Consider the following 22,134-nt stretch of genomic DNA (forward strand, 5'->3'; position numbering starts at 1 on the left):
CATTCATGAGCCTGATTGGCAGCGGCTTTCTGACCATTTTCTCCTTTGTGTTCCTGATCTCGATTGTCGTCGTGATTCACGAGCTTGGGCATTATTGGGCAGGCCGCTTCTGCGGCGTTCATGCGGAAACATTCTCGATGGGATTCGGGCCGACCCTGGTCTCATGGCGGGACAAGCGCGGGACGGTATGGCGCGTTGCGGCACTGCCGCTGGGCGGCTATGTGAAATTCCTGGGTGATGCCGGCGCTGCCAGCGAGCCGGATGCCGACAAGCTGGCGCTGCTTCGCGAGCAGATGGGGGAGGCGGCGGACCGCTGCTATCATTTCAAGCCGATCTGGCAACGCGCCTTCATCACGGCAGCGGGACCGATTGCAAATTTCATCCTGGCGATTTTCATCTTTGCGAGCCATGCGCTGATTTTCGGCGATGAACAGGTTCAGCCCGTGATCGGTTTTGTCCAACCGGGATCGCCTAGCGAGGCGGCAGGTTTCGAGATCGGTGACCGTATTGTCCGGGTTGGGAGCCGTGAGATCAGCGGCTTCATGGATATCAGCCAGGCGTTGTTCGACCGGGCCAATGATACCGTGTCCATCGACGTCGAGCGGGATGGCACGTTGATCACGCTGGTCGCGACGCCGCAGCGTGTCGCCCAGGAAGACCGGTTCGGTGGGACCCGGAATGTCGGTCAGATTGGCATTGGCCCGTTCTACGAGCCGGTTATCGGCATGGTCGTCGAAGAGTCCCGCGGTGCAGCGGCCGGCTTTCGTGCGGGGGACCGCGTTGTCAGCGTCGATGGACAGACTGTCGAGACGTTTGGCCAGTTCAATACCCTGATCGGTGAACGCGACGGCGAACTCACAATTATGGTTGAACGTGACGGATCGCAGCTTGAAATCATTGCCGACCCCGTCCCGCTCGCCGATATCGACCGCCGCAATCACGCTGCGCTGGAACGCCTGGGTCTCGGCAACGAGCTGGTGCTCCGCCAGCATCAAAGCTTCACCCTCCTGACCGCACCGGTTGAAGGCGCCCGGATGGTCTGGACAACGGTAACCAGCACCGCGAGCTATGTCGGGCGGATCGTGTCCGGCCGATCGTCGCCGGAATATCTGAACGGACCGATCGGAATTGCGACCGCCGCAGGCCAAGTGGCGCATGTCGCCGTTGATGACGCTGACAGCGTCGTGGAAGGTGCCGGTAATCTGCTGCGCAGGTTGATATTTGTCGCCGGTTTTCTCTCCGTCGGACTGGGATTGGTCAATCTTCTACCGATACCCATCCTCGACGGCGGGCATTTGGTGTATTACGCCTATGAAGCGGTGGCACGACGTCCGCTGAGCATGAAGGCACAGGCACTCGGTTTCCGGGTGGGGCTTGTTTTCGTGCTCGGTTTGATGCTTGTAGCGACCTGGAATGACCTGAATTATTTGCTCGGCCAGATTTTCTGATGAATGTCTGACCGGGCCCAGCAAGCGGCGATCTTCCATGGCGAGTGTTCTGCGTGTGCTCTTCGCAGCCCTGATGACTGTGACCGTGTCGGCTATAGCGCCGGCACAACAATCGGGTGCGGAAGTTCCCGCAACGACCCAGCCGGAGGTGCAGCAACCCGCGCCGGCGCCGGTAATCCGGCAAATCCTTGTCGAGGGAAATCAGCGGGTCGAGGCCGATACGGTCCTGTCCTACCTGCTCTTGCAGCCGGGACAACCGTTTGACACGCGCCTGGTCAACCTCTCGATCCAGACCCTGATGGCGACCGGTCTGTTCTCGGACGTGCAGTTCGAGGACCGCGGCCAGATCGTTCTGGTTCGTGTCCAGGAAAATCCGATCATCAACCGCGTGATCCTTGAGGGGAACAGTGCGATTGATGACGAGAAGATCACCGATGAAATCCAGGCTCAGCCGCGCGCCATCTTCACGCGGTCGCGTGTCCAGTCGGACGTTCAGCGCATCATCGAGGTCTATCGCCGCTCCGGTCGCTTCGCGGCGACGGTGACGCCGAAGATTGTCGAGCAACCGCAAAATCGTGTCGATCTCATCTTTGAAATCTCGGAAGGTCCGGTGACGGGCGTGCGCCGGATCAATTTCATCGGCAATGAGAGCTATTCCGACCGTCGTCTGCGCCGTGAATTGGTGACGCGCGAATCGCGTTGGTGGCGTTTCTTCTCATCGAACGACAATTATGACCCGGACCGTCTGGAATATGATCGTGAATTGCTGCGGCAATTCTATTCCAACCAGGGTTATGCCAATTTCCGCGTCCTTTCCGCCGTCGCAGAACTGACGCCGGACCAGCGCGATTTCTACATCACCATCACGATCGACGAAGGTGAGATCTATAATTTCGGTGAAGTCACGGTCTCAACGGAAATCCCTGATCTCAATCCGGAATTCCTGCAAGCCATCCTGCCTGTCCAGCAAGGCGACCTCTTCCAGGGCCAGTTGATTGAAGACAGTATCGATGCACTGACCTTCTCGGCCGGTGCGTCGGGCTATGCCTTCGTCAACATCCGCCCGCTGTCGCAGCGCAATCGTGAGGACCGTACCGTTGACGTCGAATTCGTCATCGATGAAGGCCCGCGTGTTTACATCGAACGCATCGATATCTCCGGCAATACGCGAACCCTGGACCAGGTGATCCGCCGCGAGCTCGATATTGTTGAGGGCGACGCCTTCAACCAGGTCCTGATTGATCGTTCGCGCAACAATATCCGCCGGCTGGGCTTCTTCGAGGAAGTTGAAGTCGAGGAAACTCCCGGATCCGCTCCTGACAGGGCCCGGGTCAATGTCGCCGTAACCGAGCAACCGACCGGTGAGTTGGCCTTTGGTGCCGGTTTCTCCTCGACGGATGCCTTCCTGATCGATCTGTCGATCTCGGAACGTAATCTGCGCGGCCGCGGCCAATTCCTGCGCTTCCGGATTTCGGCCTCGTCGAACCGGGAATCATTGGATATCCGCTTTACCGAGCCACGCTTCCTTGATCGCAATCTGGCCGCCGGTTTCGACCTGTTCCGGGTCAATTCGGATTTCCTGTCAGAAGCCTCGTTCCAGACCGAGTCGACCGGTGCCAGCCTGCGGCTTGGTTTTCCGGTGACCGCGTCGACCAATCTGCAGCTTGGCTATACCTACCGGACGGATAATGTCCTGGTTTATACCTCGGCGTCGTCAGCCCTGCTCAATCAGGCGGGGAGCCGTGCAACATCGGTGTTGACCTATACGTTGAACTGGTCGCGGCTGAATGACCCGATCGAGCCGAGCAATGGCTATCGTTTGCAGTTCACGCAGGGCTTTGCGGGGATTGGCGGCGATGTGCGTTATGTCCGGTCTGAGTTCAATGGTGCCATCTATCGGCCATTCTTCCCGGGTCTACTCGGCAATGATGTGGTCGCCAGCTTCACCATGAATGGCGGTTTTGTCCTGCCTTGGGGCGGTGACTCGGTTCGAATCAATGATCGCTTCTTCAAGGGCGGCAATTCGTTCCGCGGCTTCGAAGTCGCCGGTATTGGCCCGCGTGCGGTGTCGCGCGATGCCACGACCGGTGAGCTGATCCGGGGTGATGCCCTGGGTGGCAGGCTTTATGCAGTGGGCGCACTGGAAGTCTCATTCCCGCTCGGTTTGCCCGAGCAATATGGAGTGAGGGGCAGCCTGTTCACCGAGTTCGGCACGCTTGGCATGCTGGATTCGGCTGATCAGGTAGACGAAGCGACAAATGCGGTGTTCACGGTTGATGATTTGGCGCTTCGGGCGTCGGCCGGCCTGAGCATCTTCTGGGATTCACCATTCGGACCGGTCCGGTTCGACTTTGCACAGGCTTTCATTCGTGAAGACTATGACAGAGCCGAATTCTTCCGGTTCAGCACGCGAACGGGGTTCTAAAACCATGAAACTGCTTAAGACTCTTCTCCTTCTGCCGGTCCTGGTGGTCGGTATCGCCGCGCCGGCGATGGCACAGACAAATATTGCTGTGCTCAATGAGGAACGTGTCCTGCGTGAAAGCGCGGCTGGCCAGCATATCGCCGCCCGCATGCAGGAAATCGCACAGGAAATTGACTCCGAACTGCAGGCGATGAGCCAGCCGATCCAACAGGAAACCGAACGCCTCAATGCCGACACCGCGTCAATGACGCAGGCGGCGATCCAGGAGCGTCCGGACCTGATGAGCCGGATCACCACGCTTAACCAGCAAGCCCAGCAATTCGAAGTCACGCGCCGGGCCCGCCAACAGGAAATCGTCCAGACCGAGCGCCAGGCCATGCGTCCTGTCTATGAAGCGCTGGGTCCGATCCTCGAAGAAGTTGTCGCGGCCCAGGGGATCGACATCCTGGTTGATCGTTCCAATCTGGTCTTTGCCTCGCCGGACATCGATATTTCCGCGTCGGTGATCACCCTGCTGAACGAACGCCTGCCCACGGTTCCGGTGACCCGCGTGCGTCTGCCGCAGGACGGAGCCGGTCAGCAACGCCCGCAATAAGCGGACAGCGCAAAGGGGGAGAGTGTGGCAGACCCGCGTTTCTATGACCGGCTTGGCCCTCTGACCCTGCAAGAGATCGCCGCGCTTTCGGGTGCGGCGATTTCTGATTCTGCAGCCGTCGGGATATCGGTCGAGGGCGTCGCTCCACTTGGCGAGGGCGGTCCCGGTACGCTGGCTTATGCCGAAACCGGCAAGCATTTCGCGAACGCGCCGGCCGGCGCGCTGGACGGTGTCGTGGTGATTTGCCCGCTTGATGCCGCGAATGAAGCGGCGAGCCTGGGTGCGACCACACTGACCCATGATGCGCCACGTACGGCCTTCGCCCATACCCTGCCTCATCTGTTCCGCCTGCGCGGCTTTGATGTGGATACCTTCATCCATCCAACGGCCCGGATCGACGAGACCGCTTCGCTCGCAGCCGGCGTGGTGGTCGGTGCCGGTGCCGAGATCGGCGCCGACTGCGCGGTTGGTCCCCACAGCGTGATCGGACCGGGTTGCCGACTCGGAGCCGGGACCCGGCTGGCGGCCCGGGTCAGCCTCCTGTGCTGCGAAATTGGCGAAAACTGCAACATTCTTGCGGGAGCCGTGATTGGCGAGGACGGCTTCGGCGTTGCAATATCCAACGGAATTAACACCGATATTTTGCACTTGGGGAGCGTTGTTATCGGCCGTGACGTCACCATTGGGGCCAATACCGCGATTGATCGTGGCGTGTTCGGCGCGACGCGCATCGGCGATGGCACCAAGATCGATAATCTCTGCCATATTGCCCATAATGCCCGGATCGGTCGGCAGGTGGTGATGGCGGGTTATACCGGTCTCGCCGGCAGTGCCGTGATTGGAGATCGCGCCGTCCTGGCTGGGCGTGTCGGTGTCTATGATCATGTCCGCATCGGTGAGGGGGCCCAGGTCGGTGCCAATTCGGCGGCATCCAGGGATGTCCCGGCTGGCGAATTCTGGGTCGGCAATCCCGCCCAGCCCCTGCGGCAGCATTTGCGTGAACTCGCCGAACTCCGCCGCCTGGCGAAAACCGGCAAAAAGACCTCGAAGAAAGGCTGAACGGCGTGTCCGATCGCATTGAAAACGCGGAAATCCAGACCCTGCTCCCGCATCGCTACCCCTTCTTGCTCATTGACGCCGCAGAAGACTATGTCGCCGGCACTTCGATCGTCGGCATCAAGGGCGTGACCGCCAATGAACCCTTCTTTCCCGGGCATTTTCCCGGCAATCCCGTGATGCCGGGCGTGTTGATGATCGAGGCCATGGCCCAGGCTGGCGCGGTTTTGATGTACAAGACGCTCGGCGCCTCACCCGATTCCGCGACCGTTTTCTTCATGGGCGCCGACAAGGTACGGTTTCGCGCCCCCGTGCGTCCCGGCATGATGTTGCGCATGCCCGTTGCGGTGACCGCAGCGCGCCATGGCGTGTTCAAGTTCAAGGGCGAGGTCTGGGCCGACGGCAAGCGCGCCGTCCAGGCTGAATTCTCTGCCAAGGCCATTGAGAACAAATGACCCAGTCCAGTCAGATCCATCCCACCGCCATTGTCGATCCGGGCGCCCAGATTGGCGAGGGGGTTGAGATCGGCCCCTTCTGCATCGTCGGACCGAAAGTCGTGCTGAAGGATCGTGTGCGCGTCATCTCGCATGTCACGATCGCCGGCAATACGACGCTGGGCGAGGATTGCGTGCTCTATCCGGGCGCCCAGATCGGCCATCCGCCACAGGATTTCAAATACCAGGGCGAAGATACCGAGCTGATCATCGGCCAGCGCAATATTCTGCGTGAGAATGTCACCATGCACCCCGGGACGACATTTGCGCGCGGGCGGACCGTGGTCGGCAATGACGGCTACTTCATGGTTGGCGCCCATGTCGCGCATGACTGTATCGTCGGTGACCGGGTTGTATTCGCCAATTGCGCCGCGATCGGCGGCGAGACCGTAATTGCCGATCACGCGATTCTCGGTGGTTATGCCGGCATCCACCAGAAAAGCCGGATCGGTCGCCACGCCTTTGTCGGTGCGATGGCGATGGTGACGGCAGATGTCATTCCCTATGGCTCGGTGATTGGCAATCACGCCCATCTTGCCGGCCTCAATGTGGTCGGCCTCAAGCGTCGTGGCATGCCGCGTGAGACGCTGCGCGAGCTGCGTGCCGCCTACCGCCTCCTCTTTGCCCAGGAAGGCACATTTGACGAGCGGGTGGATGATGTCGCCCAGCTGTATTCAGGCAATGCCCCGATCGCGGAAATCATCGATTTCATCCGGGCCGACGCCAAACGCTCCATTTGCATGCCGGATGACTGAGGCGGGTTGGACAAAGCTGGGCCTGCTCGCCGGCGGTGGAGACCTGCCGCTGGAAATCCTCAAGGCCCAAGCCGGAAAACCGGTCTTTGTCATCGCGCTGCGCGGCTTTGCCGACCGGGATTACAGCCATGCCGACACGGTGTTCAAATCAGTCGGAGAAATCGGCGGCATGATAAAGGCGCTGCGGGCGGCCGGCTGTGACGCCGTGTGTTTTGCCGGCTATGTAACGCGGCCGGATATCAAATCGCTCAAGATGGATGCGCGCGGTCTGATCATGGTGCCGCGGGCGCTCGCAGCCGGTCGCAAGGGCGATGATGCGGTAATCCGCGTCGTGGTTGATGAGTTCGAGCGGGCCGGTTTCGCCGTGGTCGGGGCTGACAGCCTGATCGGGCAGGGCGGCTTGCCGGCCGGCGTGATCGGCGATCCGGGCCTGGTTGAGGCTCACCGTGATGATGTCACCAAGGCGATGTCTGTCGCGGCGGAAATCGGGCGGCTGGATATCGGTCAAGGTGCCGTGGTTGCCGGCGGGATCGTGTTGGCGGTCGAGGCGCAGGAGGGCACGAATGGCATGCTCGACCGCGTCGCCGGCCTGCCTGACGTGCTGCGCGGTCGGCCCGGTGACCGCATGGGCGTGCTCGCCAAGCGCCCCAAACCAATACAGGAGCGCCGCGTCGATCTGCCAACCATTGGCGTTGATACGGTGGAACGCTGTGCGCGGGCCGGCCTGGCCGGTATTGTGCTGGAAGCCGATGGTGCGCTGATCGTGGATCGTGACGGTGTCGAGGCGGCGCTGGCCGAGCATGGCCTGTTCGTCTTGATCGAGGCGGTCCGATGAGCCAGCCGCACGTCTTTCTTGTGGCGGCAGAGCGCTCCGGGGATCTGCTCGGCGCCGGCTTGGCCCGCGAGCTGCGCAGTCTGACCTCCGGGGCCATCACCCTTTCCGGCATTGGTGGCAGTGCCATGGCCGAACAGGGCGTCGTCTCGGCGATGTCGATCGACGGTCTCAACATTCTCGGTTGGATCGACGGTTTGCGGGCTTACAAGCGGGTCAAGGCCGCTGTCGCCGAGGCGGTTGACGCGATCATTGCGGCCAAACCGGATACGGTTGTCCTGATCGATTCCTGGGGCTTCACCTTGCGGGTGGCGCGCGGTGTGCGGGCGATCAATCCGGCCATCCGCCTGGTCAAATATGTGGGTCCGCAGGTGTTTGCGACCCGGCCAGGACGAGCGGCCGTTCTGGCGGCGACCGTCGATGAACTGCTGACGATCCTGAATTTCGACGGTCCCTATTACGAACCGCACGGCCTGCCGGTGACCTTTGTCGGTAATCCGACGCTGGAACGCCTGCCGACCGGTGATGGCCCCGCTTTCCGTCAGCGCCATGGCGTCACCGGTGAGGAATCGGTGCTGGTGGTCTTGCTGGGAAGTCGTCCGTCGGAAATCCGGCGCATGACCAAGCCTTTCGTGAAGGCACTCGAGCGTCTGACCCGGCGTCATCCCGGGCTGCGCCTGGTCTTGCCGGTCGCGGATCCCGTTGCGACGCAGGTCGATGCCGTGATGGCCCGTCATCCGGTACTGGCCTCCGCGATCCGGGTTGGCGAGGACGAGAAGGCCGACGCTTTCGCCGCAGCCGACGTGGCGCTGGCCTGTTCGGGCACGGTGGTGACCGAGCTGGCGACGGCGGGTGTGCCCACGGTCGCCAGTTACAAGCTTGGCTGGATCACCTGGGGTTTGGTGCGGGCCTTCAACCTGCTCAAGACGCCGCACATCTCACTGGTCAATATCGCCGCTGATGAGCGCATCGTCCCGGAAGTCATCCAGCTGGCCTGTACCGGCGCCAATCTGAGCGCCGCTGTCGAACCTCTGCTGGGCAGCGCCGGAAAGCGGGCCGAGATATCCGCCAAGCTCAAGGCCGTGACCGCCGAGCTGCGCGGCAGCGGCCAAGCCAGCCGCCGCGCTGCCGAAGCTGTGCTGGCAGGTCTGCCTGCCCCGCAATAAAAAAGGCCGCCCGGAGGCGGCCTTTTCTGTGATCATCATGCGAACTGTCAACGCTTGCCGAGATCGATGTAGTCGCGCGGCGTCGCGCCGGTGAAGAGCTGGCGCGGACGGCCGATCTTCTGGGACGGATCCTCGATCATTTCCGACCATTGCGCGATCCAGCCGACGGTGCGGGCCAGGGCGAAGAGCACGGTGAACATCTCGGTCGGGAAGCCCATCGCCTTGAGCGTGATGCCCGAATAGAAGTCGATATTCGGGTAGAGCTTCTTTTCGACGAAATACGGGTCTTCCAGCGCGATGCGCTCAAGCTCCATGGCGACCTGCAGGGTCGGGTCATTGCGCACGCCCAGCACGTCGAGAACTTCGTGGCAGGTGTCGCGCATGACCTTGGCGCGCGGATCATAATTCTTGTAGACGCGGTGACCGAAGCCCATCAGGCGGAACGGGTCCGACTTGTCCTTGGCCTTGCGGACATATTCCGGAATCTTGTCGACCGAGCCGATCTCGTTGAGCATGTTGAGGGCGGCTTCATTGGCGCCGCCGTGGGCCGGGCCCCACAGCGAGGCAATGCCGGCCGCGATACAGGCAAACGGGTTGGCCCCCGAAGATCCGGCCAGGCGCACGGTCGAGGTCGAGGCGTTCTGTTCGTGATCGGCGTGCAGGATGAAGATCTTGTCCATCGCCTTGGCGAGCACGGCATTGCTCTCATAGTCCTCGGCCGGAACGGCAAAGCACATGCGCAGGAAATTGGCGGCGTAGTCGAGCTCGTTGCGCGGGCTGATGAAGGGCTGGCCGATGGCATATTTGTAGGCCCGGGCCGCGATCGTCGGCATTTTGGCGATCATGCGGTGGCTGGCAATGGTGCGCGCCTCCGGATCATTGATGTCGGTCGAGTCGTGGTAGAAGGCAGACAGCGCGCCAACCGTGCCGACCATGATCGCCATCGGGTGGGCGTCGCGGCGGAAGCCGCGGAAGAACTGGTCGAACTGGTCGTGCAGCATGGAGTGACGACGGATCGTCCAGTCAAAGGTTTCCAGCTCACCGGAGGACGGCAGATTGCCATTCATCAACAGGTAGCAGACTTCGATGAAATTTGAATTGTCTGCCAACTGGTCGATCGGATAGCCGCGATAAAGCAGCGTGCCCTTGTCGCCGTCGATATAGGTGATCTGGCTTTCGCAGCTCGCGGTCGAGGTGAAGCCGGGATCATAGGTGAACATGCCGGTTTGCGCGTACAGCTTGCGGATATCGATCACATCCGGGCCGATCTCGCCGCTGAACACGGGCAGTTCGAGCGATTTGCCATTGTAGTTGAGCGTGGCCGACCCATTCGGCTTGGCTTTGTTTTCCATCACGTCATCCCCATGGTTCGCAGGCTACTCGGATGTAGCCGGCGTCATCTGATCCTTGATACGGTCCAGCGTCTCGTCACGACCGATGAAGGTCATGACCAGGGCCAGATCGGGAGCGGGTGCTCCGCCGGTCAGCGCTGCACGCAGCGGCTGACCGATTTTGCCGAAACCGACATCTTCGGCTTCAGCGAATTCCTTGAGCGCGTCTGACAACGCAGCCTCCGTCCAAGCCTCCACATCGCCGAGATGCGTGAACAGGCGGTAAAGCCGGTCGCGGGCCTCGTCATCCATGAGCGGTTTGGCCGCCTTGCCTTCAAGTTGGAAGGGGCGCGGTCGCAGCAGAAAATAGCTCTGAGCTGCCAGCTCTTCCAGTGTCGATGCCCGGGTCTTGAGAACCGGCATCGCCGCGGTCAGGCGTTCGCGGGTAATATCGGCATCCTCAATCCGCGCTTCAAGGGTTGCGAGGAAGGGCGTCACCAGTTCAATCAGGCGGGTATTCTCAGCCTGGCCGATATGGTGAGCGTTGATGTGGTTGAGCTTGTCGATATCCATCCGCGCCGGCGCCTTGTTGAGGCCGTCCAGCGCGAAGGCGGCGACCGCCTCGGCATCGGTAAAGAGTTCCTGGTCGCCATGTGACCAGCCAAGCCGCAGCAGATAATTGCGCAGGCCTTCGGGCAGATAGCCCATGTCGCGATAGGCTTCCGCGCCCAGGGCACCATGGCGTTTGGACAGTTTTTTACCGTCTTGACCATGGATCAGCGGCACATGGGCGAAGACCGGGCGATCCCAACCCATGGCGTCATAAATCTGGCTCTGGCGGGCACCGTTCACCAGGTGATCATCGCCGCGCACGATATGGGTGATCGCCATGTCATGATCATCGACCACAACAGCGAGATTATAGGTCGGATTGCCGTCCGAGCGCAGCAGGATGAGATCGTCGAATTCCTTGGCTGCCCAGCGCACGGTGCCCTGGACTGCATCCTCGAGCACGACATCGCTATCCGGCGCCCGGAAGCGAACGGTGAAGGGCTGGTCGGCAGGCCCGTCGGCCGGGTCACGATCGCGCCAGGGCGAACGCAGGGCTCGTCCTTCGGCGAAGGCTGCATCCCGCAGGGCCTGGACTTCGTCCGGCGTGCACCAGCATTTGAAGGCATGCCCCTTTTCCAGGAGCGCATAGGCGATCTCGGCATGGCGTTCGGCCCGCTCGAATTGCGAGATGGCGTCGCCATCCCAGTCGAGGCCAAGCCAGCCAAGCCCGTCGAGGATCGCGTCAATCGCGGCCTGGGTCGAGCGGGCGCGATCGGTGTCCTCGATGCGCAGCAGGAATTGGCCGCCATGACGACGGGCGAACAACCAATTGAACAACGCCGTCCGGGCTCCGCCAATATGGAGGAAGCCGGTGGGCGAGGGCGCAAAGCGCGTGCGGATCATCTTGTCGTTGTTTTGCAATTGCGAATTCATGCTGCACTGCGAGAAGGGAAAGCCGTGTTAGCATGAATATCAGCTTTTGCGATAGACCGTAGGCTGCTTGATGCTTCAACCTGACGCAATCCTGCCGCAACGCGCGGCAAATAGCCGGAACTCACCGGGCAATCGCGTTGATCCGCTTGCGGATTTCAGCCCGGCCATTGTTGGCAGCCTGGGCGCAATGATCGGGTGTGCGAGTTATTTTTCCGCCCCGGTCGAGCCGGGATGGGGGCTGATTGCCTTGCCGGTCGCGGTCGCGGGCGTGCTCCTGGCCACGGTTCGCATTTCCCCTGCCAGCCGAATTGGGGCGGATCGGCTAGCCGGACTTCTGGCGATTTTCCTGGTCGCAACCGCGCTCTTTGGCTGGCACGCAACCCGCTACACAGCGGCCCATCATGACCGCGAACCATTTGTGACCGGGGATCGCGCGGTTGAGCTGACCGGTTGGCTGGAAGCGATCGATCGCAGCGGCGGTGGCCGACAACGCCTGTTGCTGCGTCTCGTCGGCGGCGATGATGGCGCCCGGCCGCAGCGGGTGAGGGTGCTGGGTGATCCGGCCGGTATCCGTCCCGGCGACGCGATCCGGCTTCGCGCCGTGCTGGCAGCGCCGCGACCGGCCGCGGTGCCGGGTGGTTATGATTTCGCCTTTCATGCGGCCTTTGCGGACATTGTCGCCACCGGATACGGAATCGCGCCGGCCGAGGCCGGCCCACCGGTGCACGAGGACCGTATAGCGCGGGCGGTGGCCCGATTGCGGGCGGACATGTCCCGGCATATCCGCTCGCGCATGCAGGCCCGCCCCGGTGCGCTGGCTGCGGCCCTCCTGACCGGCGACCGGGCCCATATCGATCCGGGTGATGTCGAAGCGCTGCGAAGGGCCGGGCTTGGACATGTCCTGGCGATCTCCGGCATGCATATGGCTTTGCTGGCCGGCGGGGTCTTTTTCGCCGTCCGCCTTGGTCTGGCTGCCGTCTTCCCTTGGGCGCGGCGTCATGATGCCGCTGTGCCGGCGGCTTGGGTGGCATTGGCATTCGCAGCGGGATATCTGGTCCTGTCCGGCGGTACGATCCCGACCCAGCGCGCCTTCATCATGACGGTTTCGGTGCTCGGTGCGGTCATTCTCGGCCGTCGCGCCCTGTCGCTACACACGCTCAGCCTTGCCGTCATTGCCGTCCTTGCCTTGCAGCCCCAAGCCGTGATCACGCCGGGCTTTCAGATGTCGTTTTCCGCGGCGGCAGCGCTGATCACGGTGGCGCGGCTGTGGCAGGACCGGTCCCGCCGTGGCTCGCAGGCTGGCGCCTTGTCGCAGATACGGTTGTTTTTCGGTGGTTTGGGCACGACCAGCCTGGTTGCCGGTACGGCAACGGCCGGGTTCGCCGCCTTCCATTTCCACCGCGTCGCCAGCTTCGGCCTGGCCGGCAATCTGCTGGTCATGCCGATTTTCTCCTTGCTGGTCATGCCGGCCGGCGTGCTCGGCCTGGTGCTGATACCCGTCGGTCTGGATGGTCCGGCCTTCGCCGTCATGGAGTGGGGGCTGTCGATCATGCTGGGCCTTGCTCACATGGTCGCCGACTGGCCGGGCGCGCAGCGTTATCTGCCGGCAACGCCGGGCTTGGTTCTGGCCTTGTTTGCGACCGGCTTTGTCGCCAGCCTTCTGGTTCGTGGACTGTGGCGCTGGAGCGGGGCCGCCGTGATGGCAGCGGCGCTGGGTTTGTGGGCCGTGCTGCCGCAGCCGGATATCTTCATCTCCGAGACCGGATTGATCCTCGCCCGAGATGACGCCACCGGCTGGGTGGTCAGCGACCGGCGCCGCTCACGCTTTGCAGCGCGGGTATTCCTCGAGGCACGCGGGGTGGCGGATCCGGCGCCGGCAGTCTGGGATGCCAATTGTGACAACCATGGCTGCAATGCCCGGCTCCAGGGCGTGCGGGTGACCCGCTTGTCGTCGCTGCAGGATTGGCCGACCGATTGTGCCCGCGCCGACCTCATTGTCGCTGATCTTGCGGTGCCGCCGGCAATTGCCCGCCAATGCCAAGCCCGAATCATCGATGCCGATGAGTTGGCGAGAACCGGTGGCCAGTCACTGCATCTGCGTGATGGTCAACTGGTCGCGATCCAGCGTGCCCGGCCATTGGTCGGTGCACGCCCCTGGCACGGGCGTTGATGGCGGTGGCGATTTGCGACGGTCCCTTGCCCGCCTGATCCCGGACCATCGTCGCGGCGCGGCAGGACCTGAATCTGGAACAAGAGCCGGCGTCCACCGGTGCGTTCCAAACGGCACACAGGGGGCGCCTGTAGAGCGCACCCGCGACCTGCGCCTATGGCTGTGACAGCGTCCAAGGACGATTCAAACCGTGCGCATCGAAGTTGCCAAGCATAGCAATCACGTCGTCAGTGATAACGCCGGATCAGTCCCACAAGACGTCCTTGCACCTTGACCCGATCGGGGCCGAAAATGCGGGTCTCGTATTCGGGATTGGCCGCTTCCAGGGCGATTGAGCCGCCTTTTTTGCGCAGGCGTTTGAGCGTGGCTTCCTCGTCATCAACCAAGGCGACCACGATATCACCGGACTCGGCAGACTGGCAGCGCCGGATGAGGACAGTGTCGCCATCCATGATACCGGCCTCGATCATCGAATCGCCTTTCACCTCAAGGGCGAAATGCTCGCCACCGGTGACCATGTCCGCAGGGACGGGCAGGCGGTCGGTTTCATGCTGGATGGCCGAGATCGGGACGCCGGCGGCGATCCGGCCGAGCACGGGTATGTCGACCGTCGATTCGCGCGGGCTTTCCTCGGGCTTGGCGAAATTGCCGCGCACGACATTGGGGCCGAGATTGCCGCGTGGCAGGCTCGGCGTTTCAGCCGCCGCCGCCGATTCGGGCAGTTTGAGCACTTCCAGTGCCCGGGCGCGATGGGCGAGGCGACGGATGAAGCCGCGCTCCTCCAGCGCCGTGATCAGGCGGTGAACACCGGATTTGGAGGCCAGTTGCAGCGCGCCCTTCATCTCGTCGAAGGAGGGCGAGACGCCGGTTTCCTTGATGCGTTGATGGATGAAGAGCAACAGCTCGTTCTGTTTCCGCGTCAGCAAGGCAACCCCCTTGTTCGCATTCCCGGAATCAGGCGCAGGCCTGCGGGAACAAATCAGGAATAGGAGTGTTTGTTCTACAAGTGTTCTGAAATGTCGTCAAGCGGCCGCCGGACGGCCCAACAGGGTCGCCGTTGCTGTCCGGACATCGTCCTGACGCATCAGGCTTTCGCCGACCAACAGGGCGCGGGCACCGGCCTGTTTCAGGCGCAAGGCGTCATCACGGCCGAAAATCCCGCTCTCGGCGACCAGCAGCCGGTCATCAGCCACCATCGGCGCCAGCGCGTCGAATGTGTCGAGGGATGTCTCGAAGGTCCGCAGATTGCGGTTGTTGACACCGAGCAGGGGAGCGTCGAGCGCCAGCGCCCGTTCCATCTCGGCGGCGTCATGGACTTCCACCAGCACGTCGAGCGACCAGGCATTGGCTTCCTCGATCAGCTGGCGGGCGGTGTCATCATCAACCGCCGCCATGATCACCAGGATCGCATCAGCCCCCAGAAGGCGGGCCTCGGCAACCTGGTAACGATCATACATGAAGTCCTTGCGCAGCGCCGGCAGGGCGACGGCATTGCGGGCCGCGGTGAGGAAGGCATCGGCGCCATGAAAACTGGGCGTATCGGTCAAAACGGACAGGCAGGTCGCCCCGCCGGCCTCATAGGCGCGGGCGAGGGCGGGGGGATCGAAATCGGCGCGGATCAGGCCTTTCGACGGGCTGGCCTTCTTGATCTCGGCGATCAGGCCAAGACCGTCCGGTGCGGCCGCGAGGGCCTTGGCAAAGCCGCGTACCGGCGCCACATCGCGGGCCGCGGCGGCGATCTCGGCATAGGGGCGCGCCTGTTTGCAGGCCGCGATGTGCGCGCGCTTGTAGGCGCCGATGCGGGCCAGCGTGTCAGGCATGATCTCGGGTCGCGTGCTCATGGCTCACGCCTCCCCGTGTGAAATGGCGACCATGCGGGTCAGCGCCGCCTTGGCCCGCCCGTCATCAACGGCCGCTTCCGCCAGGCGGGTGCCATCGGCGATGGTGTCGGCCAGTCCGGCCAGGAGCAGGGCGGCGCCGGCATTGAGCACGGCAATGTCCCGGAAGGCGCCGGTCTCACCGTCGAGCAAGGCGCGGATGGCGTCGGCATTCATCTGCGGCGAGCCGCCCTGCAGTGCCTCGGCGCTGGCCAGTGGCAGGCCGGCTTCTTCGGGATGGAAGCTGTATTCCCGGATCGCCCCGTCGCGCAGTTCGGCGATGTTTGAGGCTCCGGTCGTGGTCAGCTCGTCCATGCCGTCCTCGCCGCACATCAAGAGTGCATGCTCACAGCCCAGATTGCGCAGCGCCTCGGCCATCGGCACCAGCCAGCGCTTGTCATAGACGCCGAGCAGCTGACGCTTGACGCCGGCCGGGTTGGACAGCGGACCAAGCAGGTTGAACACGGTGCGCACGCCGAGATTCTGACGGGCCGGACCGACATGACGTACGGCGGCATGGTGTGCCGGGGCGTAGAGGAAGCCGACGCGGGCTTCGAGCAAGGCCCGTTCGACCACTTGTGGCGGACAGTCGAGCTTGACGCCGAGCTGGGCCAGGACGTCGGAGGAGCCGGACTTGGAGGAGGCGGCCCGGTTGCCATGCTTGGCGACCGTGGCGCCGGCGCCAGCCGCGATGATCGCGGCGGCGGTCGATATATTCCAGGCGCCCTTGCCGTCACCGCCCGTGCCGCACGTGTCGATGGCGCCTTCGGGAGCGGTGATACGGGTCATCCGGCTGCGCATGGCGCGGGCGCCGGCGGCAATGTCGACAGGGCGCTCGCCGAGTGCGGCGAGACCGATCAGGAAGCCGCCGATGGCGGCATCCGCAACATCGCCGGACATGAGTTCGTCAAAGGCGCCGGCAATGGCGGCGTCCTCGGGATAGGTGCCGCGTGAAAAGGCATTCAGGCACAGGGAAATATTTTGCATTGTCAGTCGTTTCGCCAGCTATGTTCAAATCCGGCTTGAGGCCGGACGCCATCACCCCGCAGGGTCGTCAGGAGGCGGTCTTGCGCCATCGATGGGGGCTGCGCCATCGCGTGGCCGGCTGAGCGTATCGAACGCGCGTCGACGCCGCCATGCCGACCGGACCGGCCAAGGCGGCCGGGTGGGCGAGACATGAAAGGGCGCGAGACGGCATACCTGTCACCGGGTTGAACAAAGCGAACCGAAAGGACCTAGCGCGGGGCCGCTGGCATTTCAACGCCCGCTGGCCGTTGCCATGTGCGTGCGGCCCGGTCGCGCCGCCCGATCACGCAGCCTGGGCGCGGGGCAGGCCGGTCAGGTCGAGGAAGTTGCGGAGCAGGGCGTGACCGTGTTCCGAGGCGATGGATTCGGGATGGAATTGCACGCCATGCACCGGCCGCGTGCGGTGGGCCAGCCCCATGATCTCGCCATCTGCAGTGTGGGCGGTCGCGACCAGCATGTCCGGCAGGCTCTCCGGCCGCACCGCGAGGGAATGATAGCGGGTCGCGGTGAACGGGCTTGGCAGTCCGGTAAAGATACCACTGCCATCATGCACCACCGGGCTGGTCTTGCCGTGCATGATGGTCTTGGCCGAGATCACCTCGCCGCCGAAAACCTGACCGATTGACTGATGACCGAGGCAGACGCCCAGGATCGGCATCGTATTCGGCGCGGCAGCAATCAGATCGAGACAGACCCCGGCCTGGTCCGGCGCACACGGGCCCGGTGACAGCACGATCCCGCTCGGCTGCAAGGCCAATGCCTCGTCGACGGTCAGCGCATCATTGCGCACGACCTTGGTCTGCGCCCCCAGCTCCTGGAAATAATGCACCAGGTTGAAGGTGAAGCTGTCGTAATTGTCGATGATCAGCAGCATGCGGCTCTCCTTGGCATGAAAGCTAGTCGCCGGGCCGGGCTTCGCCAATCCTGCAAGTGCATTAACGCCTGATTAACCAGGCTGGCGCGTGCTGGTGTCATGACCCGCTCTGCTCCGACATTGATCAAGGCCCGCCATTCAGCCATCCCGGCTTTCGCCGGGGCCTTGGCAGCTGCGGCCTATCTGCTTGGCGCAATTGTGTTTTCTGTCGCCAGCAACGGCGGTTTCCCGATGCCGGCCATGGCCTCGGCGGAGGAGACCTCCCAACATCAGGGGATACGCGTCAGCCGCGTCCGCAATTTTGATTCGCTGGATTCGGTCGCAATCGCCTCACAAACCGATGCCTTGGACGCGCCGATCGACATAGCTGCATCAAATATGATCCCGGTCATCACCGACGTCACAGTGGCCACGCCGGTCACAGCGCGGCGACCGCAAATCGTGCTGGTGATCGATGACGCCGGACTGGACGTCGCCGCTGCCGAGCGCGTCATTGCGCTGCCCGTGCCGCTGACCCTCGCAATCCTGCCCTACGCCGAGGCGTCCGCGACCCTGGCCGCGCTGGCGCAAGCCAATGGGCATGATGTGTTGCTGCACATGCCGATGGAACCGGTCGGACTGGCCGATCCGGGACCGAACGCCCTACGGCTCGGTCTCAGCGATGCCGATCTGCAGGCGCGGGTGCGTTGGGCGATGGCCCGGGTGCCGGGCGCAATCGGCCTCAACAATCATATGGGCAGCCGCTTCACTGCTGATCCGCGCGCCCTGCGTGTCGCGCTGGCCGCCATCAGCCACGACAACCCGATTTTCCTCGACAGCCTGACAACCGCGCAAAGCCGTGGCCGTGCGGTGGCGTCGGGACTGGGCCTGCGCTCGCTGGAGCGCGACATCTTCCTTGATCATGATCTCGATGCCGGCTCGATCCGGGCCCGCCTGGACGAGGCCGCCACGCTCGCGCGCACCGACGGGCATGCCGTCGTGATCGGCCATCCGCACGCGCTGACGCTGGAAACACTGGAGGCCTGGCTGGGCAGTCCGGAGGCGGCTGAGGTGGAGTTCGTGACCGTCAGCGAGCTCGCCGACCAGCTCTTCGTCGCCGAGCCCGGCCTGCAGGCCTCAATTGTCGAGGGAATCAATCGCGGCGCGGAATAGGGCTTCCGCCTTGTTGACCGTTTCGACCCGTTCCGACTCGGGATCGCTGTCGAGCACAACGCCGGCGCCGGCCTGGACATACATCCGGCCATCCTTGAACACCGCCGTGCGCAGGGCGATGGCCGTGTCCATGCCGCCATCGGCGCTGAAATAGCCGACGGCACCCGCATAGACGCCGCGACGATGCGGCTCCAGCTCGTCAATGATTTCCATCGCCCGAACTTTCGGTGCGCCCGACACGGTTCCGGCCGGGAAGCCGGCGAACAGGGCCGAGACAACATCCTCCCCGGCGGCCAGGTCACCTTCGACGTTTGAGACGATGTGCATGACGTGGCTGTAGCGCTCGACGATCTCTCGGGCCGTGATCCGCACCGAGCCGGGCTTGGCGATCCGACCGACATCATTGCGCCCGAGATCGAGCAGCATGAGATGTTCCGAGCGCTCCTTCGGATCGGCCAGCAGGTCGGCCTCGTGGGCGTCATCCTCGGCCGGGGTTCTGCCGCGTGGACGGGTGCCGGCAATGGGCCGGATGGTCACGACATCATCACGCAAGCGGACCAGGATTTCCGGACTGGAGCCGACCACTTCAAACCCGTCAAAGCGGAAGAAAAAGAGGAAGGGCGACGGATTGAGGCGGCGCAGCGAGCGGTAGAGCCAGAACGGGTCAGCTGGATAGTCAGCGGAAAAACGCTGGCTGGGCACGACCTGGAACGCGTCGCCGGCGCGGATATAGGCCCGGGCTGCATCGACAGCCTGGCGGTAGCTGTCCTCACTCTGATTGGACTGACGCGCGCCGAGCTGGCCGGCCGGGCGAGCCGGTTCCGGCGTGCCGCCAGCCAATTTCTGCAAGGTGGTTTGCAGGCGTTCGACCGCGGCGTCATAGGCTTCCCGGGCCGAAAATTCGCCGGGGCGGACCGGACAATAGACCTGGATTTCCTGCTTCAACGCATCGAAGACGACCATGGTCTGTGGTCGCAGCAGGATCGATTCGGGCAGGCCGAGCGGGTCCGGCGCGGCTCCGGTGGGCAGGCGTTCCAGATAGCGGACCATGTCATAGCCGACATAGCCGAACAGACCGGACGCCAAGGGCGGTGCGTCGTCGGGCAGGGGGCAGTGGGCGGCTTCAATGACGTCGCGAAGGGCGGTCATCGGTTCGGCGTCAATCGGGGTGAAGCGCCGCGCCGCGACATCCATGCCGCGCGCCTCGCTGGCGACGCCATCGCGGCATTGCCACATAAGGTCCGGATCGAGTCCGATCGCCGAATAGCGACCGCGCCAGGCGCCGCCCTCAACCGATTCCAGCAGGAAGGAGTTGGCTTGATCCGCCGCCAGCCGCAGATAGGCCGCAACCGGGGTCAGCAGGTCATCGACACGCCGGGCCTGGATGACGCAGGTCTCGCCGCGTTCGAGACGTTCGGCGACGGTGGCGAAATCCGGCGTGATCGGCGCGTGCGGCGTCATTGCGGTGTGCTGGGATCGGTCTCGCCGATGGCCAGGGAGTAGAGGCGGTTGTCGATAGATGCGTCGGTGATCTCGTATTCACGCAGCAGGAAGTCGCGGGTTGCGAAGACCACGTCATTGCCGAACTCGCTGACGAGATCGCCTTCGATACCGGCCAGATCCGCTGCCGGTGCGGCGGCAATGTCGGCAGGAATGACTTCATCGACCGTCAGGACGAGATAACGGCCTTCGGCGACCTGTTGCATCCGGTATTCGCCGGGCGTCATGGAAAAGGCCGTTGAGACCGCGCCGCGGGTGAATCCGCCAGCAGTCTGGTCGCGTCGCAGCGTCGAGCTTTCGGTGCGGCCGCCTGCGGTCAGTGAGACGAGCTCGAGATCGTCTCCGGCCTCGAGTTGGGCGAGTGCGTCCTCGGCCCGGGCCTGCAACTGGGTGTCGACTTGAATCGAGCGCCAGCGGCTTTCCGCCTGCTCGCGGACTTCTTCCAACTCAAACGGACGGCTGGGCACAATCGAATCGACCCGCAGGGTGAAGAAATCCGTGTCGTTGTAGGTCTGCAGGTCGATTGCGAAACCCTCGACCTGTGCGAAGGCGACCGGCAGGATTTCTGCAGCCAGCGCTTGATAGCGCTCCGGATCGAAGTCGAGATTTTCGTCGAAGGAGTTTTGGGCCAGCGGCTGGTAAATCTCCAGTGGTGTGCCGCTCGATTCAGCGGCGACCTCAAGCGAGGCACCGTCTTCGCGTGCGGCTTCGAAGGCCGAGATGGCACCATACATGTCGTCAGTCGCCTGGGCGCGAGCGGCGTCGGCCTGGAGGCGTTCGCGCTCATCCTCAAAGCTGGGCAGATTGGCCTCTTCGGCCAGCGTCACCTGGACGGCGCTCCAGCCGAAACGGCCTTCCACTGCCCGGGCTTCGTCCTGTGACATGGCGAAAACGGCGTCGGCCAACTGGGTGTCAGGCACTTCGTAGCGCTGGGCATTGTCCAGGGTGAGCGGCGCATCAAGGCCGAGCTCGCTCGCGACCAGGGCGGCGCTTTCGCCATTGGCGAGACGCTCGGCGGCGGCTTCGGCCGTGGCTTGGTCGGGCGCCGTCAGCTGGGTGAAGCTACGCACGGCCGGGGTGCCGATCTGGTTGGTGTCGACCAGGTAGTCATAGGTCTCGCGCAGTACCGACTCGTCGACAGCAACATCGCGGATGAAATCGTCGAGCTGGAAACGGACCAGCGTGATGGCCCGGAATTCCGGACGGGTGAATAGAGGCTGGCCGTTCTGGCCGGGGGTCTCGGTGATGAAAGCCTGCAATTGTTCGTCGGTCGGATCGGCGATCTCGTCAGCGGTCGAGGCGTCAAGCACGAGCGCGGACATGCGGCGCTGTTCTTCAGCCACGAGATAACGCGTCGCGGCGATCTGGTCCGGCAGGTCGGCAAGGCGGGTCAATGCGCCCATCAGCTGCGAGCGCAGCATGTCGCCTTCGACATCATTGGCGAATTGATCTTCGGTCATCCCGACGCGCTGCAGCGCCGAGCGCATCGTGTCCGGATCAAAGCGTTCGGTGACCGGATTGCGGAAAGCCGGGATCGCGGCGGCCTCGCGCACGACGGCGGCATCAGAGATGGCGAGGCCAAGCTCATGGGCGCGGGCAGCCAGGGTGGCGAAGGTGATCTGCTGTTGCAGGACCTGGTTGGCGATGCCTTCCTCGCGCGCCATTTCGCGGGTGATTTCGGGGTTTTGCTGTTGCAGGCGCTGCACTTCGCGGTCGAAGGCATAGGCCAGTTCGCGTTGGCTGACTTGCTCATTGCCAACCACGACGACAGCGGTGCCGCTGCCGGTGAAAATCCCGCCGGCGCCGGTCATGGCGAAGGCGAGAACCAGGAGGACAATGATGATCAGCGCCAGAGGCGACTGGGCGAAGGACCGGAAATTGGACAGCATGGTACCGAAATGCCTTTTGGAAACGTCGCGCGGAAGGTAGCGGCGAGGTATGGGCCTCG

Annotated in this window: 18 protein-coding genes; 10 read left to right on the plus strand and 8 right to left on the minus strand. The window is 63.4% G+C overall.

The features are described from left to right. Positions 1-5 precede the first annotated feature (5 nt). Genes rseP through lpxB form a run of 8 tightly spaced genes read left to right on the plus strand, consistent with a single transcriptional unit; the run spans position 6 to position 8,771 of the window. Positions 6-1,448: an RIP metalloprotease RseP gene (rseP, locus tag C7435_RS03395; protein ID WP_121210052.1), complete on the plus strand. Its 1,443-nt coding sequence runs from the start codon at positions 6-8 to the stop codon at positions 1,446-1,448. Positions 1,449-1,485: 37 nt separating this feature from the next. Further along, entirely contained in the window at positions 1,486-3,873 is a 2,388-nt protein-coding gene (gene bamA / locus C7435_RS03400; protein WP_121210053.1) for an outer membrane protein assembly factor BamA, read from the plus strand. Between the two features lie 4 nt (positions 3,874-3,877). Then, a complete protein-coding gene (locus C7435_RS03405; RefSeq protein WP_075189775.1) occupies positions 3,878-4,468 on the plus strand; it encodes an OmpH/Skp family outer membrane protein in 591 nt (196 codons plus the stop codon). Between the two features lie 24 nt (positions 4,469-4,492). Next, a complete protein-coding gene (lpxD, locus tag C7435_RS03410; RefSeq protein ID WP_121210054.1) occupies positions 4,493-5,527 on the plus strand; it encodes a UDP-3-O-(3-hydroxymyristoyl)glucosamine N-acyltransferase in 1,035 nt (344 codons plus the stop codon). Between the two features lie 5 nt (positions 5,528-5,532). Next, a complete protein-coding gene (fabZ, locus tag C7435_RS03415; protein WP_075189777.1) occupies positions 5,533-5,979 on the plus strand; it encodes a 3-hydroxyacyl-ACP dehydratase FabZ in 447 nt (148 codons plus the stop codon). After that, positions 5,976-6,773: an acyl-ACP--UDP-N-acetylglucosamine O-acyltransferase gene (lpxA, locus tag C7435_RS03420; RefSeq protein WP_075189778.1), complete on the plus strand. Its 798-nt coding sequence runs from the start codon at positions 5,976-5,978 to the stop codon at positions 6,771-6,773. Before fabZ ends, lpxA begins: the two co-directional genes overlap by 4 nt. Continuing rightward, positions 6,766-7,608 carry an LpxI family protein gene (locus C7435_RS03425; protein WP_121210055.1) on the plus strand — a complete coding sequence of 281 codons (843 nt, stop codon included), beginning with the start codon at positions 6,766-6,768 and terminating at the stop codon, positions 7,606-7,608. The genes lpxA and C7435_RS03425 overlap by 8 nt, the downstream gene beginning before the upstream one ends. Further along, on the plus strand, positions 7,605-8,771 hold the full coding sequence (gene lpxB, locus C7435_RS03430; protein WP_121210056.1) for a lipid-A-disaccharide synthase: 1,167 nt from the start codon (positions 7,605-7,607) through the stop codon (positions 8,769-8,771). Before C7435_RS03425 ends, lpxB begins: the two co-directional genes overlap by 4 nt. Before the next feature lie 47 nt (positions 8,772-8,818). Here the strand turns inward: lpxB and gltA are convergent, their stop codons facing one another. Continuing rightward, entirely contained in the window at positions 8,819-10,123 is a 1,305-nt protein-coding gene (gene gltA, locus C7435_RS03435; RefSeq protein ID WP_121210057.1) for a citrate synthase, read from the minus strand. A 24-nt stretch (positions 10,124-10,147) separates the two neighbouring features. Beyond that, positions 10,148-11,587, minus strand: a complete 1,440-nt coding sequence (gene gltX / locus C7435_RS03440; RefSeq protein ID WP_121210058.1) for a glutamate--tRNA ligase — start codon at positions 11,585-11,587, stop codon at positions 10,148-10,150. 70 nt (positions 11,588-11,657) lie between these two features. Here gltX and C7435_RS03445 point away from each other — a divergent pair, with 70 nt between their 5' ends. Then, the gene (locus C7435_RS03445; protein ID WP_121210059.1) at positions 11,658-13,757 is read left to right on the plus strand and encodes a ComEC/Rec2 family competence protein; all 2,100 of its coding nucleotides are present in this window, start codon (positions 11,658-11,660) and stop codon (positions 13,755-13,757) included. Between the two features lie 227 nt (positions 13,758-13,984). Here the strand turns inward: C7435_RS03445 and lexA are convergent, their stop codons facing one another. The 4 genes from lexA to C7435_RS03465 all read right to left on the minus strand — a co-directional run bounded on the left by lexA (position 13,985) and on the right by C7435_RS03465 (position 17,534). After that, positions 13,985-14,683 (minus strand): transcriptional repressor LexA, encoded by a 699-nt coding sequence (lexA, locus tag C7435_RS03450; RefSeq protein ID WP_075189783.1) that lies wholly within the window; start codon positions 14,681-14,683, stop codon positions 13,985-13,987. A 96-nt stretch (positions 14,684-14,779) separates the two neighbouring features. Continuing rightward, positions 14,780-15,577 (minus strand): indole-3-glycerol phosphate synthase TrpC, encoded by a 798-nt coding sequence (gene trpC / locus C7435_RS03455; protein WP_121210387.1) that lies wholly within the window; start codon positions 15,575-15,577, stop codon positions 14,780-14,782. Between the two features lie 24 nt (positions 15,578-15,601). After that, positions 15,602-16,621 (minus strand): anthranilate phosphoribosyltransferase, encoded by a 1,020-nt coding sequence (gene trpD / locus C7435_RS03460; protein WP_121210060.1) that lies wholly within the window; start codon positions 16,619-16,621, stop codon positions 15,602-15,604. 322 nt (positions 16,622-16,943) lie between these two features. Next, positions 16,944-17,534, minus strand: a complete 591-nt coding sequence (locus C7435_RS03465; protein ID WP_121210061.1) for an anthranilate synthase component II — start codon at positions 17,532-17,534, stop codon at positions 16,944-16,946. 99 nt (positions 17,535-17,633) lie between these two features. Here C7435_RS03465 and C7435_RS03470 point away from each other — a divergent pair, with 99 nt between their 5' ends. Further along, positions 17,634-18,686, plus strand: a complete 1,053-nt coding sequence (locus C7435_RS03470) for a divergent polysaccharide deacetylase family protein (protein WP_121210062.1) — start codon at positions 17,634-17,636, stop codon at positions 18,684-18,686. On the opposite strand, the gene trpE is transcribed toward C7435_RS03470, so the two are convergent. Beyond that, positions 18,651-20,147 carry an anthranilate synthase component I gene (trpE, locus tag C7435_RS03475; RefSeq protein WP_121210063.1) on the minus strand — a complete coding sequence of 499 codons (1,497 nt, stop codon included), beginning with the start codon at positions 20,145-20,147 and terminating at the stop codon, positions 18,651-18,653. The two genes, C7435_RS03470 and trpE, sit on opposite strands and share 36 nt — an antisense overlap. After that, positions 20,144-22,075 (minus strand): peptidylprolyl isomerase, encoded by a 1,932-nt coding sequence (locus tag C7435_RS03480; RefSeq protein ID WP_121210064.1) that lies wholly within the window; start codon positions 22,073-22,075, stop codon positions 20,144-20,146. The genes trpE and C7435_RS03480 overlap by 4 nt, the downstream gene beginning before the upstream one ends. Between the last annotated feature and the right edge of the window lie 59 nt (positions 22,076-22,134).

The sequence above is a fragment of the Maricaulis maris genome, assembly GCF_003634045.1.
In the GTDB taxonomy this organism is placed as follows: Bacteria; Pseudomonadota; Alphaproteobacteria; order Caulobacterales; family Maricaulaceae; genus Maricaulis; species Maricaulis maris.

Bases quoted from the DNA above. Each gene is read 5' to 3' on its own strand.
- rseP (WP_121210052.1), top strand. From the start codon at position 6: ATGAGCCTGATTGGCAGCGGCTTTCTGACCATTTTCTCCTTTGTGTTC.
- bamA (WP_121210053.1), top strand. From the start codon at position 1,486: ATGGCGAGTGTTCTGCGTGTGCTCTTCGCAGCCCTGATGACTGTGACC.
- C7435_RS03405 (WP_075189775.1), top strand. From the start codon at position 3,878: ATGAAACTGCTTAAGACTCTTCTCCTTCTGCCGGTCCTGGTGGTCGGT.
- lpxA (WP_075189778.1), top strand. From the start codon at position 5,976: ATGACCCAGTCCAGTCAGATCCATCCCACCGCCATTGTCGATCCGGGC.
- C7435_RS03425 (WP_121210055.1), top strand. From the start codon at position 6,766: ATGACTGAGGCGGGTTGGACAAAGCTGGGCCTGCTCGCCGGCGGTGGA.
- lpxB (WP_121210056.1), top strand. From the start codon at position 7,605: ATGAGCCAGCCGCACGTCTTTCTTGTGGCGGCAGAGCGCTCCGGGGAT.
- gltA (WP_121210057.1), bottom strand. From the start codon at position 10,123: ATGGAAAACAAAGCCAAGCCGAATGGGTCGGCCACGCTCAACTACAAT.
- gltX (WP_121210058.1), bottom strand. From the start codon at position 11,587: ATGAATTCGCAATTGCAAAACAACGACAAGATGATCCGCACGCGCTTT.
- C7435_RS03445 (WP_121210059.1), top strand. From the start codon at position 11,658: ATGCTTCAACCTGACGCAATCCTGCCGCAACGCGCGGCAAATAGCCGG.
- trpC (WP_121210387.1), bottom strand. From the start codon at position 15,577: ATGCCTGACACGCTGGCCCGCATCGGCGCCTACAAGCGCGCGCACATC.
- trpD (WP_121210060.1), bottom strand. From the start codon at position 16,621: ATGCAAAATATTTCCCTGTGCCTGAATGCCTTTTCACGCGGCACCTAT.
- C7435_RS03465 (WP_121210061.1), bottom strand. From the start codon at position 17,534: ATGCTGCTGATCATCGACAATTACGACAGCTTCACCTTCAACCTGGTG.
- C7435_RS03470 (WP_121210062.1), top strand. From the start codon at position 17,634: ATGACCCGCTCTGCTCCGACATTGATCAAGGCCCGCCATTCAGCCATC.
- trpE (WP_121210063.1), bottom strand. From the start codon at position 20,147: ATGACGCCGCACGCGCCGATCACGCCGGATTTCGCCACCGTCGCCGAA.
- C7435_RS03480 (WP_121210064.1), bottom strand. From the start codon at position 22,075: ATGCTGTCCAATTTCCGGTCCTTCGCCCAGTCGCCTCTGGCGCTGATC.